General features: G+C 61.7%; 11 protein-coding genes. 8 read left to right on the forward strand and 3 right to left on the reverse strand.

Annotated features, from left to right (window positions below; all coding sequences use genetic code 11):
* The first annotated feature begins 34 nt into the window (after window positions 1-34).
* Window positions 35-403 (forward strand): MmcQ/YjbR family DNA-binding protein, encoded by a 369-nt coding sequence (locus tag H7X47_RS15675; protein ID WP_193369651.1) that lies wholly within the window; start codon window positions 35-37, stop codon window positions 401-403.
* 35 nt (window positions 404-438) lie between these two features.
* On the opposite strand, the gene H7X47_RS15680 is transcribed toward H7X47_RS15675, so the two are convergent.
* On the reverse strand, window positions 439-1,212 hold the full coding sequence (locus tag H7X47_RS15680; protein ID WP_193369652.1) for a FadR/GntR family transcriptional regulator: 774 nt from the start codon (window positions 1,210-1,212) through the stop codon (window positions 439-441).
* Between the two features lie 335 nt (window positions 1,213-1,547).
* Between H7X47_RS15680 and H7X47_RS15685 the strand changes: the two genes are divergently transcribed.
* The 3 genes from H7X47_RS15685 (at window position 1,548) to H7X47_RS15695 (ending at window position 5,972) form a co-directional block, all read left to right on the forward strand.
* Complete coding sequence (locus tag H7X47_RS15685) at window positions 1,548-2,600, forward strand: TRAP transporter substrate-binding protein (protein WP_193369653.1); 1,053 nt, start codon at window positions 1,548-1,550, stop codon at window positions 2,598-2,600.
* A gap of 147 nt (window positions 2,601-2,747) precedes the next feature.
* Window positions 2,748-4,814 (forward strand): TRAP transporter large permease subunit, encoded by a 2,067-nt coding sequence (locus H7X47_RS15690; RefSeq protein ID WP_193369654.1) that lies wholly within the window; start codon window positions 2,748-2,750, stop codon window positions 4,812-4,814.
* A 12-nt stretch (window positions 4,815-4,826) separates the two neighbouring features.
* Window positions 4,827-5,972 (forward strand): alpha-hydroxy acid oxidase, encoded by a 1,146-nt coding sequence (locus H7X47_RS15695; protein ID WP_193369655.1) that lies wholly within the window; start codon window positions 4,827-4,829, stop codon window positions 5,970-5,972.
* A 346-nt stretch (window positions 5,973-6,318) separates the two neighbouring features.
* Here H7X47_RS15695 and H7X47_RS15700 read toward each other — a convergent pair whose 3' ends face one another.
* The gene (locus H7X47_RS15700; protein WP_193369656.1) at window positions 6,319-7,644 is read right to left on the reverse strand and encodes a type II toxin-antitoxin system HipA family toxin; all 1,326 of its coding nucleotides are present in this window, start codon (window positions 7,642-7,644) and stop codon (window positions 6,319-6,321) included.
* The gene (locus tag H7X47_RS15705) at window positions 7,644-7,895 is read right to left on the reverse strand and encodes a helix-turn-helix domain-containing protein (protein WP_193369657.1); all 252 of its coding nucleotides are present in this window, start codon (window positions 7,893-7,895) and stop codon (window positions 7,644-7,646) included. Before H7X47_RS15705 ends, H7X47_RS15700 begins: the two co-directional genes overlap by 1 nt.
* A 582-nt stretch (window positions 7,896-8,477) precedes the next feature.
* Between H7X47_RS15705 and H7X47_RS15710 the strand changes: the two genes are divergently transcribed.
* From H7X47_RS15710 to H7X47_RS15725, 4 genes are all read left to right on the forward strand, one after another.
* Window positions 8,478-9,890 carry a lyase family protein gene (locus H7X47_RS15710; RefSeq protein WP_193369658.1) on the forward strand — a complete coding sequence of 471 codons (1,413 nt, stop codon included), beginning with the start codon at window positions 8,478-8,480 and terminating at the stop codon, window positions 9,888-9,890.
* Window positions 9,891-9,940: 50 nt separating this feature from the next.
* On the forward strand, window positions 9,941-11,365 hold the full coding sequence (locus H7X47_RS15715) for an NAD-dependent succinate-semialdehyde dehydrogenase (RefSeq protein ID WP_193369659.1): 1,425 nt from the start codon (window positions 9,941-9,943) through the stop codon (window positions 11,363-11,365).
* Between the two features lie 209 nt (window positions 11,366-11,574).
* Window positions 11,575-12,312: an ABC transporter ATP-binding protein gene (locus H7X47_RS15720; protein WP_227010529.1), complete on the forward strand. Its 738-nt coding sequence runs from the start codon at window positions 11,575-11,577 to the stop codon at window positions 12,310-12,312.
* Between the two features lie 2 nt (window positions 12,313-12,314).
* Window positions 12,315-13,229 (forward strand): branched-chain amino acid ABC transporter permease, encoded by a 915-nt coding sequence (locus H7X47_RS15725; RefSeq protein ID WP_193369660.1) that lies wholly within the window; start codon window positions 12,315-12,317, stop codon window positions 13,227-13,229.
* The last annotated feature ends 1 nt before the right edge of the window (window position 13,230 follow it).

Here is a 13,230-nt window from a genome sequence, read left to right on the forward strand (position 1 = left end):
ACAGCCACGGGCGGCTGCGCCTATCCTTCTGCCCATGACCTACGAGGAGTTCAACGCCTTCTGCGCCGCCCTGCCGGCCACCACCCACGTGGTGCAGTGGGGCGGCTCGGACGTCTGGAAGGTGGGCGGCAAGGTCTTCGCCATCGGCGGTTGGGACGGCGAGGACGGCCAGCCGCGCTTCACCTTCAAGGTCTCGCCGCTGTCCTACGACGTCCTGAAGGAGCAGCCGGGCCTCCGCCCCGCGCCCTATCTCGCCTCGCGCGGCATGAAGTGGATCCAGCACTACGACACCCCGGGCCTCGATGACGAGGCCCTGCGGGACTACCTCAAGGAATCCCACCGCCTGGTTTCCCTGGGGCTCACCAAGAAGCTGCAGCGCGAACTGGGCCTTAACCAAGGCTGAGGGTGGCCCGGGCGCTTCGGCGGCCAAATGGAAGGCTAGAGCGCCAGTTGCCTGCGTTTGCGGGCCGAGAGCTCGCGCCTCTGCTGTTCTTCGCCCTTGCGGATCGATTTCTCCACGAAATCCAGATGAGCTCTGGCGGCCTGCGCGGCGCGCTGCGGATCGCCTTCGATAATCGCCTTTGCGATGGCCTCGTGTTGATCCAGCAATGCCTTGCCAGAGCCGTCCATGGAGCGCAGCAGGTCGCGATTGTAGAAGAGGCCTTGCCGGGTCAAGTCATAGATCGATGCCATCATGTGAATAAGCGTGACGTTGTGGCTGGCATCGACGACTGCCGCATGAAGGCGGAAGTCGGCGTGACGCGCCCCTTCTTCGTCGCCTTTCTCCCAGCATTCCTTCATATCGCCGATGATCTCGGCGAGACGTTCCTTGTCCGACGTGGTTGCGCGCTCGGCGGCCAGGCGCGCCGCAAAGGCCTCCTGCTCGCTCCGGTACTCGAGGTAGTCGTAAAAGGCTTCGCCGTGCCGGGCATAGAGCGACAGCAGGGCGGGTGACATCGCCCGGCCCGTAAGCGGCGCGATGAAGGTGCCTTCGCCGTGCCGCACCACCACGAGATTGCGGTCTTCGAGTACTTGCAGCGCGTCACGCAGCTTCGGGCGTGACACCCCCATCATCTCGGCCAATTCCCGTTCGGAAGGGAGCTTCCGCCCTTCCTTCAGGATGCCGTCGACGATCATTGATTCGAGCTGTTCGACGACCACTTCGGCGATCGTCTCGTGGCCAACGCGCTCGAAGGGGGTTGCTGGTTCCATGCCTGGTCACCCTCATCAGGGAACTTGTTGTTCACAATATTTACCAGTCGGCTGCGGATTTCAAGGGCGCCGTCCGTCCACCTATCGCTCGATAGCGGTGAGGCTAATTCCCTGATTTTAACCGGAAATGCTTGACGCTCCACCGCTCGATCGCGTGCTCCTCCGCGCGGCTCCACTCACCACCCTCGTCTCTGCGTGCCGACTCGCGGCAAAGAACGAAATCATAAGAGGTAAATTAAATTGTTGACTGAGCATAGTGGTAAATAATATTTACCTATGCTCTGACGCCTAAGGCCGCCTGCAGATGGCCGATGTTCAAACAGAGGAGGAGTTCAATGAAAAAAATTCTGATTTCCATAACCGTCGCTGCGTCGGTACTTGCCGCGCCGGCGGCATCGGCGGCCGAGAAGCTGCTGCTGAAGACCCCGATCGCCTTTTCCACCGCGCTGCCTGGCCTCGGCTCGCCGATCCCCCGCGTGGCCGAGCAGCTGGATCTGATGTCCGGCGGCAAGCTGAAGATGAAGGTTTACGAACCCGGCAAGCTGGTTCCGCCCTTCGAGATCCTGGACGCAGTCTCATCCGGCAAGATCAACTCGGGCTACACCACCGCCGGGTACTGGGCCGGCAAGATCCCGGCCGCATCGCTGTTCTCCGCCGTGCCTTTCGGGCCGGAGGCCGGCGAATACATGGCCTGGCTCTACTACGGCAACGGCCTGGACCTTTATCAGGAGATGTACGACCAGGCCGGCTTCAACGTGAAAGTCACTCCCTGCGCCATCATCGCGCCGGAGACCTCGGGCTGGTTTGCGAAGGAGATCAACGGCCCTGAAGACCTGAAGGGCCTGAAGATGCGGTTCTTCGGACTGGGCGGCAAGGTGATGCAGAAACTCGGCGTCGCCACGTCGCTTTTGCCCGGCGGCGAGATCTTCCCGGCGCTGGAAAAGGGCGCGATCGACGCGACCGAGTTCTCGATGCCCGCGGTTGATGCGCGTCTCGGCTTCCACAAGCTGGTCAAGTTCAACTATTTTCCCGGCTGGCACCAGCAGGCGACCGTGTTCGAACTGCTGATCAACAAGGATGTCTGGAAAGAAACCTCGGACCAGCACAAGGCGATCATCGAGAACGCCTGCAAAGCCTCGATGGCCGACAGCTATGCCGAGGGTGAAGCGGTTCAATATGCCGCCATGAACGACAACGTCGAAAACAACGGCGTGACGATCAAGACCTGGAGCAAGGAGATGCTCGACCTGTACCGGGCAGCCTGGCAGGAGGTCGCCAAGGAAGAAGCGGCGAATGACGCCTTCTTCGCCAAGGTTCTGGCGGACATGAACCAGTTCCGCGACGGCTACGCGATCTGGAAGGCCAACGCCTTCCTGCCGCGCCAGTAGGGGCCACCCGGCGCAGGCCGCCTGGCCTGCGCCGGTCCGACCCGAGGCGGGGCCCCGCCCGGCGCCCCTTCACCTTAACGCGGACGAAAATGGGCGCATCGCGGCGGCGCCGATAGGTGCGTGAACGCTTGCGCCAAGGAGGATGCGATGGCCGACGAGACTTTGCCGCCGCAGGACCCTGTCCAGACCTACGAGGAGATCCAGGAGCATCGCGACCGCGACAGGCAGCCGCTTGCCGTTGCGTTGGACCGCGGTGTGAAGGCCATAGGCAGTGCGGTCATGTGGGTCAACGTCCTGCTGATCGCGGCCATCGTCGCGCAGGTCGCCCTGCGGTACTTCCTGAACCAGAACTACCCGAAGCTCGACGAAATCCAGTGGCATTTCTACGGGCTGGTCACGATGGTGGGCATCTCCTATGCGCTGGTCAACGACAGCCATGTGCGGGTGGACCTGCTGCATATGCTGCTCAGCCGCCGCGCGCAGCGGATCGTCGAGGTGATCGGGATCCTGGCACTGCTCGCCCCGTTCATCTACCTGATGGTCGATCAGGGATACGACTATTTCGCCGAAAGCCTGCGGGTCAACGAACGCTCCGACAGTCCCACAGGTCTGCCGGCCCGCTGGATACTGAAAGGCGTCATTCCGGCCAGCTTCGTCCTGCTGGCCATTGCGGCCTCTGCCCGGTTGATCCACGACATCCATGCGCTCATCGCCAACCCCGAACAGGAGCGGGAAGGCAAAGGGCTCATGCCGGTGCTGCTGGCGGCTGCCGGTTTCGCCTGTGTCGCCGTCCTCCTGGCCCTGCTGGTCGAGACGACGGAGGAAAAGCTGGTCATCGCGATGTTCCTGACCTTCATCGCGACCCTGTTCACCGGCTTCCCGGTGGCCTGGGCGCTGGCCGGCACCGGCATCGCCTTTTGCGGCCTGGCCTACCTCTACGACAACGGTCTCATGAACTGGACCGGCCTGGAAGAGACACTGACCGGGCTCGACTATCTGACCTTGGGTGCGGTGGTGAACCGGATCTATGCCACCATGTCGAATGCCGTTCTGGTGGCGCTGCCCATGTTCATCTTCATGGGTCTGATGCTGGACGAATCCGGTGTGGCCGAACGGTTGATGTCCTCGATGCAGCGTCTCTTCGGTACCGTGCGCGGGGGGCTCGCCATCACCGTGACCGTGATCGGGATCATTCTCGCCGCCTCAACGGGGATCATCGGCGCCTCGGTGGTGCTGCTGGGCGTCCTGTCGTTGCCGTCGATGATGAAACAGAACTATGCCCCCAGCCTGGCGGCCGGCGTGGTCTCGGCCTCCGGCACCCTGGGCATCCTGATCCCGCCGTCGATCATGCTGGTCATCATGGCCGACCAGATGGCCCTGTCGGTGGGCGATCTGTTCATGGCCGCCGTGTTCCCCGGGGTGATCATCGGCATGCTCTACATGCTGTTCATCTTTATCATCGCGCTGGTCAAGCGCGACGCGGCGCCGACGCCCGAGGGCGCCAGCGCTCCCGACTGGGCCGCCGTCCGCGACGTGCTGATCGCCGTGCTGCCGACGCTGGGGCTGATCCTCGCTGTTCTGGGCTCGATCTTCGCGGGCCTGACGACCCCCACCGAGGCTTCGGGCGTGGGCGCCTTCGGGGCGACGATGCTGGCACTGTTCTACAGGCGGCTGACTCTCGCCAAGCTGGTGAAGGTACTGAAGGCGACCTTCAACACGACCGCCTATATCTTCGCGATCTTCCTCGGCGCGACGGTCTTTTCCTATGTCTTGCGCGAACTGGGCGGCGATGAACTGATCGAAGAGATGATCCTCGGCACCAGCCTGGGCGCGACCGGGACGATCATGATGATCCTGTTCATCGTATTCCTCCTGGGCTTCGTGCTGGACTGGATCGAGATCACGCTGATCGTCCTGCCGCTCATGCGACCCATTGTCGACGGGTTGGGAGTCGCCGTGCCCGGCTTCGGCACGCTGGACGAACCAACGCTGATCTGGTTCGTTATCCTCGTCGCGGTTACCCTGCAGACGTCCTTCCTGACACCGCCGGTCGGATTTGCGCTATTCTACCTCAAGGGCGTCTGCCCACCGGAGATCAGGCTGGCGGACATTTATCGCGGCATCGTTCCCTTTGTCCTTCTGCAGCTTCTGGGCCTTGCGCTGGTCTTTCTCTGGCCGGCGCTGGCAACCTGGTTGCCATCGGTCGCTTACTAGGGAGGCTTGGTCATGCGCTTGAAGCAGTGTCACAACTACCATGACTTTCGCGAGCTGGCGCGCAAGCGACTGCCGGGGCCGATCTTCAACTACATCGACGGCGGCGCCGACGACGAGGTCACGCAACGCGAGAACACCCGCGCCTTCGAACGCTGTGACCTGCTGCCTTCGGTGCTGAAAGGCGTTTCCGAGGTGGACATGTCGGTGACCGTCATGGGCCAGAAACTGGACATGCCGATCTACTGCTCGCCGACGGCGCTGCAGCGGCTGTTCCACCATCGCGGTGAGCGCGCCGTGGCGGCCGCGGCGGAGAAATACGGGACCCTGTTCGGTGTCTCGTCGCTCGGCACGGTCAGCCTGGAGGAGCTGCGGCAGAAGCACAAGAATCCGCAGGTCTATCAGTTCTATTTCCATCGCGACCGTGGGCTCAACCGGGCGATGATGCAGCGCGCCAAGGAGGCCGGAGTCGAGGTCATGATGCTGACAGTGGATTCGATCACCGGCGGCAACCGCGAGCGCGATCTGCGGACCGGTTTCTCGATCCCCTTCCGTCTGACGCTGGGCGGCATGATCCAGTTCGCGATCAAGCCGATGTGGGGGATCAACTACGTCACCCACGAACGCTTCCGCCTGCCGCAGCTCGAGGAGTTCGTCGATATGAGCGGGGGTGCAAGTTCGATCGGCGGCTACTTCACCGAGATGCTCGACCCTGCGATGAACTGGGACGACGTCGCCGAAATGGTGGCCGAGTGGGGCGGCCAGTTCTGCCTCAAGGGCATCATGACGGTCGAGGACGCGAAGCGGGCGGCCGAGATCGGCTGCACCGGCATCGTGCTTTCCAACCACGGCGGCCGGCAGCTCGACGGATCGCGCGCGCCTTTCGACCAGCTGAAGGAGGTGGTGGATGGCGTGGGCGACAAGGTCGATGTGATCATGGACAGCGGCATTCAACGCGGCACCCACGTTCTGAAGGCGCTTTCGCTGGGGGCAAAGGCCGTGGGTGGAGGCCGGTTTTACCTCTATCCGCTGGCGGCGGCCGGACAGGCGGGCGTGGAACGCGCGCTGGGCCTGATGCGGGCGGAGATCGAACGCGGCATGAAACTCATGGGCGTGACTTCCGTGGATCAGCTGGGACCGGCAAATCTCCGCTTCCGCTAAGGGGCAACGACGGCGCCCATTCGCTGGAACGGGGAAAGCGGTGGGGTCGCGTCTGTCCCGGCCGCAAGCCGGGGGTATGGCCCCAGGCGGCCCGGCAGTGTAGATAGAGGGCATGACCGGCCTTTCCCGCAAGCTCTCCGTCGCGCCGATGATGGACTTGCGGGGTATGCGCTACATTTCAGCCACTTAGACCATGCCGTGTGCACGGCGTGTGCAGCGACTTGTGCAATGACAGCGGCTCGGCTGACGACACCGAGATGGTCGGAGTGCGACGTCGGGCGACCGTAAGGCGGGTTGGGAGGTCGCGAGGGCGCCGGTTCGCGCGCAGGCGAACGAGCGGACAGTTCTATTTGGCTGCGGCCTGCGGTAATGCCAGACTCGGCAACCTTGTGCGCAGGCCGGCGCTGACCGACTCGTGGATGTATTCGGGGAAGCCAGGCGGCAACGCCGCTTCCATTTGGGTGATGGCGTCGTCCGTCTGTGCCCGAACTTCTTCGATGGCCTCGCGGACGATGGCTTTGGGCAGGCCGGCACGCTCTGCGGTCTGGATGAAGTGGCGGCTGTGGATCTGGTCGATGCGGTAGCGGTTGTTGTCGCCGACCGACATCGCAAGCTTCATCTGTTTGCGCTCGATCTGGCCGGCATCAAGGCTCGGCTGTGCGCTGAGGATGTCGTAGAGCGGTGTTAGAGAATAGCTACCGCCGGGGCGAAGAAAGATACTGAAGTTCTTGGCGTGGCCGTCCGTAGCTCCAATCAGCCAGAAGAGGATTTGTGTTTTCAGAACCAGCTTCTGATCTTCCGCCGGCGTGTCGCTGCCCTTGAGCAGGTTCAAGATGTCGACTATGCCGGGTCCCTCGTCGCTTTGATACTTGCGTGAAGGCGGGATGGAAAGCGCCTGACAGCAGTCTTCCTGCGGCACCCGCAGGAGGCGGCCGTCTCGGGTCCAGCGGCGGTCGAATCGTTCGATGACCAGCGCCGTCGTCTCGCCGAACGTTTGGATCTCGGCCTTGTTGACCGGAAGCTCGAACGCTTCGAAAAGCTTCAGACAGTAGTATTCGTTCTCGACACTGTTGGAGAGGTCGATCCCATTCGGCAGTTGGCCAATCTGAGTCTTGAAAAGATGCGTTGTCGGCGTCGTGCCGCGCGGCTTGAGCCACTGTCCCTCATAGCGGAGCAGCGCTGTCTTTTCCTGGGCGCCGGCGACCGAGATACGGAAGTCGTCGTCCCGGTCCAGACCGAGCGGCGCCTGGGCCAGATTGCGTAGCACCTTCTCGATGGCGACCTCATCGACGGGCTCGCCTTCAATCTCGGTGCTGTCGATTCCTTCGCCTGTTCCATCAGCGACGAACTGCAGAGCGCCCACGCAGTCGCGGCCGATCGCGGCAAGGAGGCTATACGCGTCAGTACCGCGGGAGCCGACTTTTTCGGCGACGCGTCGACGCAGGGGCTCGGAGTCCGGGAGCAGGTTCTCGAACACGGCCGCGACCGGCTCGCCCCGATAGGGATCTTCCCTCAGCGGCAGGGAGAGGGAGACCGGAATTGCCTGCTCCCAGTTCAGCCAGCTGGCGTTATAGCGAAAATCGATCGCGCCGCTCGGCTCCTTTGCCAGTTGACCGACGAGGCGGTTGTTCAGATAGAGGAGCAGCGGAGTGTGCTGGCGGCGGCGGGCCATCAGAACAGCGTCTCGATATCCGAGGGTTGGCCCTTCGATCGAGCGGCAAGCCGGAATTCAAGGTCCAACGCTGCCAGGACCGTGAGAATGGTATCCAGCCTGGTCGCTGGATTGCCTGTCTCGATGAGGGAAATCGTCTCTTGGCGCAGGCCGGTTTTTTCGCCGAGCTGCGTCTGGCTCCAGCCGCGCCGCTTGCGGGCGCGGCGCACCAGGTTGCCGATTTGTCGTGGTGTGCGGGCAAGCTCTGTCATGGAGCGGGTTATGACCCAGATCCGATAAATTGTCAATATCGGAATTGACGCATAAACAGACAATATGCGCTAGAGTCAATAAATCTGGATTATCGGAATTAACGCATAATCCGTGCGCCGGAGACGCGGCTGCGACCGTAAACGAACAGGGCCGAGGCTCAAATTCGGCTGGTAGGCAGCGGTTGGTCCGCTTTCGGCCAACAAGCGGGCCACTCCTGCTCAAGTCCCGATTTCCGTGTTTGACCCGGTGCGGAAGTAGCGCCACACTCCATCGCAAACGCTGCACCATTGCTTCGCACCGGCGCACTTGGCGATCTGGCCACTGCCGGCTTCAGCGTTGTCTTGTTTCCTGAGCAAAGGCCCCGATGTCCGTCGCAGATACCGACTGCCAGCACCGCAAACGATGTCGCCTAGTGTGGTCGATCTGCCCTCCGAAGCCCAAGAACTCCGGCCAGATTGTCGCTTACGGCCAGGCCACAGCAGTCTGAACTAACGAGTGGTATCAAACCCGGGGGCAAGTAACTATTGACTTTGTCCGAACAATAGGACAAAACGAGGTTGCGAATTCAACGGGTGCTTACGATGGAAGTTCGGACCGAAACGGACGCATACGGCGAGATTGAGATTCCAGCCGGCTCCTACTGGGGGCCGCAGACTGAACGGTCGCGCGCATTGTTTGCTATCGGGGACGAGTATCTGCCGGTTGATGTAATTCATTGCTTTGGTGCCCAGAAAGCAGCAGCAGCGCGCGCCAACTGCGTGCTTGGCAAATTACCGGAGCATATCGCGACGGCGATAATCTCGGCTTCCGAAGAGGTGAGGGATGGGCGGTTCGACGACCAGTTTCCATTACCGATCTGGCAGACCGGTTCAGGTACCCAGACGAATATGAACGCCAATGAGGTGATCGCCAATCGCGCGAACGAGTATCTCGGCCAGCCAATCGGGAAGCGCGCGCCTGTTCATCCAAACGATCACGTCAACCTCGGACAGTCTTCCAACGATACCTTCCCAACAATCATGCATCTTTGCGCTCTCCGCGCTGTCTTCGGTATGCTCGCGCCAGCGACAAAGAGGCTCGTTTCAGCCCTCTCCACACGGTCGACGGAGTTTCGCGACCATATCAAGCTCGGCATGACACATCTCCAGGATGCGCTGCCGATCACACTTGGGAACGAGTTTCAGACATGGGAACTTCAGATCAAAGCGGCTTGGGACGCGATTGAGTTTCACGCCCTAAGCCTCCGCGAATTGCCGCAAGGGGGGACGGCCAGCGGAAGCGGCGTGAATGGATCGCCGCAGTTCGCTCAGATCGTTTGCGAAGACCTTTCCAGCTTTGCCGGAGTGCCGCTTTGTCCCAGCGCGGTTCCGTCGCAGCAAATGGCGGCACACGATGCGTTTGCAGGGTTGTGCGGCGCCCTGAACATGCTGGCCACCGCGATTCTGAAGACATGCAACGACATTCGGTTGCTGACCTCCAGTCTCGCTGGGCCTCCGTCGATCCTCCTGCCCGATGAGGGCTTGTCGTCCTCCGCCATGCCTTCAAAGCGGAATGCGACAGTATGCGAGGCTGTCATTCAGGCCTGTTTCCGGGTGATTGGTAACTCTGCGGCGGTTGTCGCGGCAAGTGGGGCCGGAACTTTGCAGCTCAATACATGCAAGCCGCTCATTCTGAACGAGACGATCAATTCCATTCGGCTTTTGGCTGATGCGCAATGTGTCCTCGCGACGGGGTGCATTGAAGGGCTGCAAGCCGATCGCGACCGACTCAGGCTGTCGCTCGAGACGTCCCCCGTTCTTGGAACTGTTTTGGCGCCGGTGCTCGGATACGACGTGGCGGCGAGGCTTATCCGTGATGCGACGGTGTCCGGCAGGCCTATCCGAGAGGTGGTGGAGCAAAGCGGCCTGATGGACGCGGCCGCTTTCGACGAACACCTGGGCAAGGTGCTCGACCCGGACCGGCTCAATGGAAAGGCTTCCGCTCTAAGCGTCTGATGCCGGCCGGTGAACGGCTGGTGAATTGCAGGACAAGGGAACGTACTACGATGCAGGACTATAAGCTGCTGATCGACGGGGAAGAGCGAGTTGGTGGGGCCGGACATTGGCAAGATGTCCTGAATCCCGCGACTGGTGAGGCGATTGGGCGCGTCACCCATGCGACGACCGATGATCTGGACGATGCAATGAATACAGCCTTGCGCGGCTTGACGGAGTGGCGCTCGGTCACCCCGTGGCAGCGAGGGGCGATCCTCAAGAAGTCAGCTGATATTCTTCGTTCGCGCAAGGAAGACCTCGGTCTTGCCATGACGCATGAGCAGGGCAAGCCCTTGCGGGAGGCAATTGCAGAAGTGGACCGCTCCGCCGACTTCATGGAATGGGGCGGTGAGCAGGCGCGTCGGATAACCGCGGACGGCCTGATCGGTCGCGATATAGGGAACCGCATCGTGATCGAACGGCATCCGATTGGTGTCGTTGCCGCATTCACACCCTGGAACTTTCCCATGGCCCTCGCTGCGAAGAAGTTCGCTGGTGCCTTGGGTGCCGGTTGTTCGATCATCTGCAAGCCCGCGGAGGAGACGCCGGCCTCCGTTCTCGGATTGGTTCAGGCACTCCTTGAAGCCGGCGTCACTCCCGCCACTGTCGGTGTCGTCTTCGGCGTCCCGTCGGAAGTCTCGTCCTATATGATACCGTCGCCTCAGATTTCGAAGATCACCTTCACGGGCTCCATTCCCGTCGGGAAGCTCCTCGCCGCGGAAGCCGGAAAAGTCATGAAGCCGGTGACCATGGAACTCGGCGGACACGCGCCGGTGATCGTCTGCAAGGACACGGATCCGGAGGCTTTGGCCGACTATCTCGTCCCGAAAAAATTCTTCAACGCAGGACAGATTTGCATTTGCCCGACGCGCTTCTTTGTCGAAGACGAGGTTCACGATCGCTTCCTCGACCGGTTCGTCGCCAGGGCCAAGGAAATTCGCGTGGGCGACGGCGCGCTCGCGGAGACCCAAATGGGCCCGCTTGCCAGCGAGAAGCGGCTCCAGGCGATATCCGGACTCGTTGAGGATGCCCGCGCCAGGGGCGCCGACATTCTGACCGGTGGGCACCGTGTCGGGAACAGCGGGAACTTCTACGCGCCGACGGTTCTGGCAAACGTTCCGAACGACGCCAAGATCCTGAACGAGGAACCCTTTGGGCCGCTTGCGCCCGTCATCCGCTTCGATGACGAGGACGAGATGCTGCGCCAGGCAAACGGGCTCGAATACGGTCTGTCCGGTTATCTCTTCACGAATGACGCTTCCCGACAGCGCCGGCTGTCCGACGCGCTCCAGGTCGGAACCGTCGGCATCAACGATATTCCCACGCATATCCCGGAGGTGCCGCTCGGCGGCTGGAAGGAGAGCGGATATGGTACGGAGGGGGGGCAGTCGATCCTCGAGCCGTATCAGAAGACGAAGTTTGTGAGCCAGCGCTAAGGGGGACGTTACTGGAGGGGAAGGAGTCAGGCAGCCTTCCCCTTAGGTCGCCGCCCTATCTCCCCAATCTGGTCTGACAAGCCGTGAAACACGGAACTAGCCAAAAAGGGAGTCGGTCAAATTTGAATTTGTACGAACAAACGGACAAAAGGGGGCTCGGCGATGCGGGGCAAACCGGCGCGTAGATCGAAAAGGGAAGGAAAAGTGCCATGTTGAAGGCCCGTGATGTGACGGTCCGGTTTGGCGGCGTTGTTGCTGTCGGCGGCATGAGCATCGACGTTCATGCCGGCGAGATCGTCGGGCTCATTGGCCCGAACGGTGCCGGAAAGACCACTTTCATAAACGCGGTCTCCGGCACGTATGTCCCGACGCAAGGGACAATCAGCTGGCGCGACGAGGATATCGTTGGTCACTCGCCGAGCCGCCTCGCGCGGATCGGGGTGGGCAGAACGTTTCAGAATGTCGCTTCCCTTAACGATCTGACTGTGCTGGATGTCGTAAAGGTCGGCCGGTCTGTGCACGGCCATTCGCGGGGCCTGCGTGAATTCCTTTGCGGGAGCCGCGCCGACGATGAGGCACTGACGGAACGATTGCTGGAGCCGCTGGGCCTGGCCGACCACCGTCACAGTCCCCTCCAGATGCTCTCCTATGGCCACCGAAAGGCGGTCGATATCGCGCGCGCACTCGCAAGCGAACCGGACCTTCTTCTCTTGGATGAACCCGTTGCCGGTGTTGCGCCTGCCGAGGCTTTCGCGCTCGCCGGCTTCGTCAAGCAGGTCCGGGATCTGCTCGGCTGCGCAGTCGTCATGGTCGAGCACAAGATGGACGTGGTCATGAGCACCTGCGACCGCGTCGTCGTGATGGCGGAGGGCTGCAAGATCTTTGACGGCTCGGGTGAGGCAGCGCAATCCGACGCCGAAGTCCGTCGGGTATATCTGGGAGATTAGCGATGTTCGTCTTGCAACTCGCTGTCGCCGGTATCGCTATCGGTAGTGTCTATGCACTCATCGCTTTGGGCATCGTTCTGATCTACAAATGCTCCGGCGTAGTAAACTTCGCGCAAGGCGGCTACGCCATGCTCGGGGCTTTCATCACATATGGACTGACCTCTGTCGGGCTGCCGTCGGTGATTGCCTTGGTCCTCGCAATCGCCGTAATGGGCGGGCTCGGTGCGCTAACCCAGATCCTCGTTCTTCGCCCTATGCTGAAGGCGCCTGTCGTTGCCGTCATGATGGCGACACTCGGAATCCTGATCACGTTCCGCGCCGTCTGTCTCTTGATCTGGGGACCCGATCAGATCGGATTTCCCGCGTTGTTCCCGATCGGGGCGATCGAGCTCAGCGGGATCTTCATGACCTACAACTACATTGCCGCATTCTTGCTGTCAGCCATCCTCTGTGCGGGTTTCCTCGCCTTTTACCACTACACGCCGATTGGGCTGATGCAGCGCTGTACGGCAGACAATACGCGCGCCGCGCTCGCCGTCGGGATCCATGTCAGCAATCAGGTGACCATCGCGTGGACGGCGTCAGCCATGTTGGCCGGCCTCGGCGGTGCGCTGCTCGCCTCCCTGAACGGTCTTTCTCTCGGTCTGTCGAATATCGGTCTCGTCGCTTTCCCGGTCATCGTTTTGGGTGGAATGACAAGCCTGCCGGGCGCGGTCGTTGCGGGACTTGTTCTCGGCATTCTCCAAGCCGTGACGGACGGAGTGCTTACTCCCGCGATCGAGCGCTTTCTTCGCGAGCACACCGACATCTACTCGGTCGGGACCCTGCAACAGGTCATTCCATACGCCCTGTTGGTGCTCGTACTACTCGTACGGCCGCAGGGAATCTTCGGGACAAAGGAATCGGAGCGGGTATAGA

This window comes from Pelagibius marinus, assembly GCF_014925385.1.
Classification (GTDB): Bacteria; Pseudomonadota; Alphaproteobacteria; order Kiloniellales; family Kiloniellaceae; genus Pelagibius; species Pelagibius marinus.

Excerpts from the sequence above, each read along its gene's own strand:
- H7X47_RS15695 (WP_193369655.1), top strand. The coding sequence starts at position 4,827 with ATGCGCTTGAAGCAGTGTCACAACTACCATGACTTTCGCGAGCTGGCG.
- H7X47_RS15725 (WP_193369660.1), top strand. The coding sequence starts at position 12,315 with ATGTTCGTCTTGCAACTCGCTGTCGCCGGTATCGCTATCGGTAGTGTC.
- H7X47_RS15715 (WP_193369659.1), top strand. The coding sequence starts at position 9,941 with ATGCAGGACTATAAGCTGCTGATCGACGGGGAAGAGCGAGTTGGTGGG.
- H7X47_RS15675 (WP_193369651.1), top strand. The coding sequence starts at position 35 with ATGACCTACGAGGAGTTCAACGCCTTCTGCGCCGCCCTGCCGGCCACC.
- H7X47_RS15685 (WP_193369653.1), top strand. The coding sequence starts at position 1,548 with ATGAAAAAAATTCTGATTTCCATAACCGTCGCTGCGTCGGTACTTGCC.
- H7X47_RS15680 (WP_193369652.1), bottom strand. The coding sequence starts at position 1,212 with ATGGAACCAGCAACCCCCTTCGAGCGCGTTGGCCACGAGACGATCGCC.
- H7X47_RS15710 (WP_193369658.1), top strand. The coding sequence starts at position 8,478 with ATGGAAGTTCGGACCGAAACGGACGCATACGGCGAGATTGAGATTCCA.
- H7X47_RS15705 (WP_193369657.1), bottom strand. The coding sequence starts at position 7,895 with ATGACAGAGCTTGCCCGCACACCACGACAAATCGGCAACCTGGTGCGC.
- H7X47_RS15720 (WP_227010529.1), top strand. The coding sequence starts at position 11,575 with ATGTTGAAGGCCCGTGATGTGACGGTCCGGTTTGGCGGCGTTGTTGCT.
- H7X47_RS15690 (WP_193369654.1), top strand. The coding sequence starts at position 2,748 with ATGGCCGACGAGACTTTGCCGCCGCAGGACCCTGTCCAGACCTACGAG.
- H7X47_RS15700 (WP_193369656.1), bottom strand. The coding sequence starts at position 7,644 with ATGGCCCGCCGCCGCCAGCACACTCCGCTGCTCCTCTATCTGAACAAC.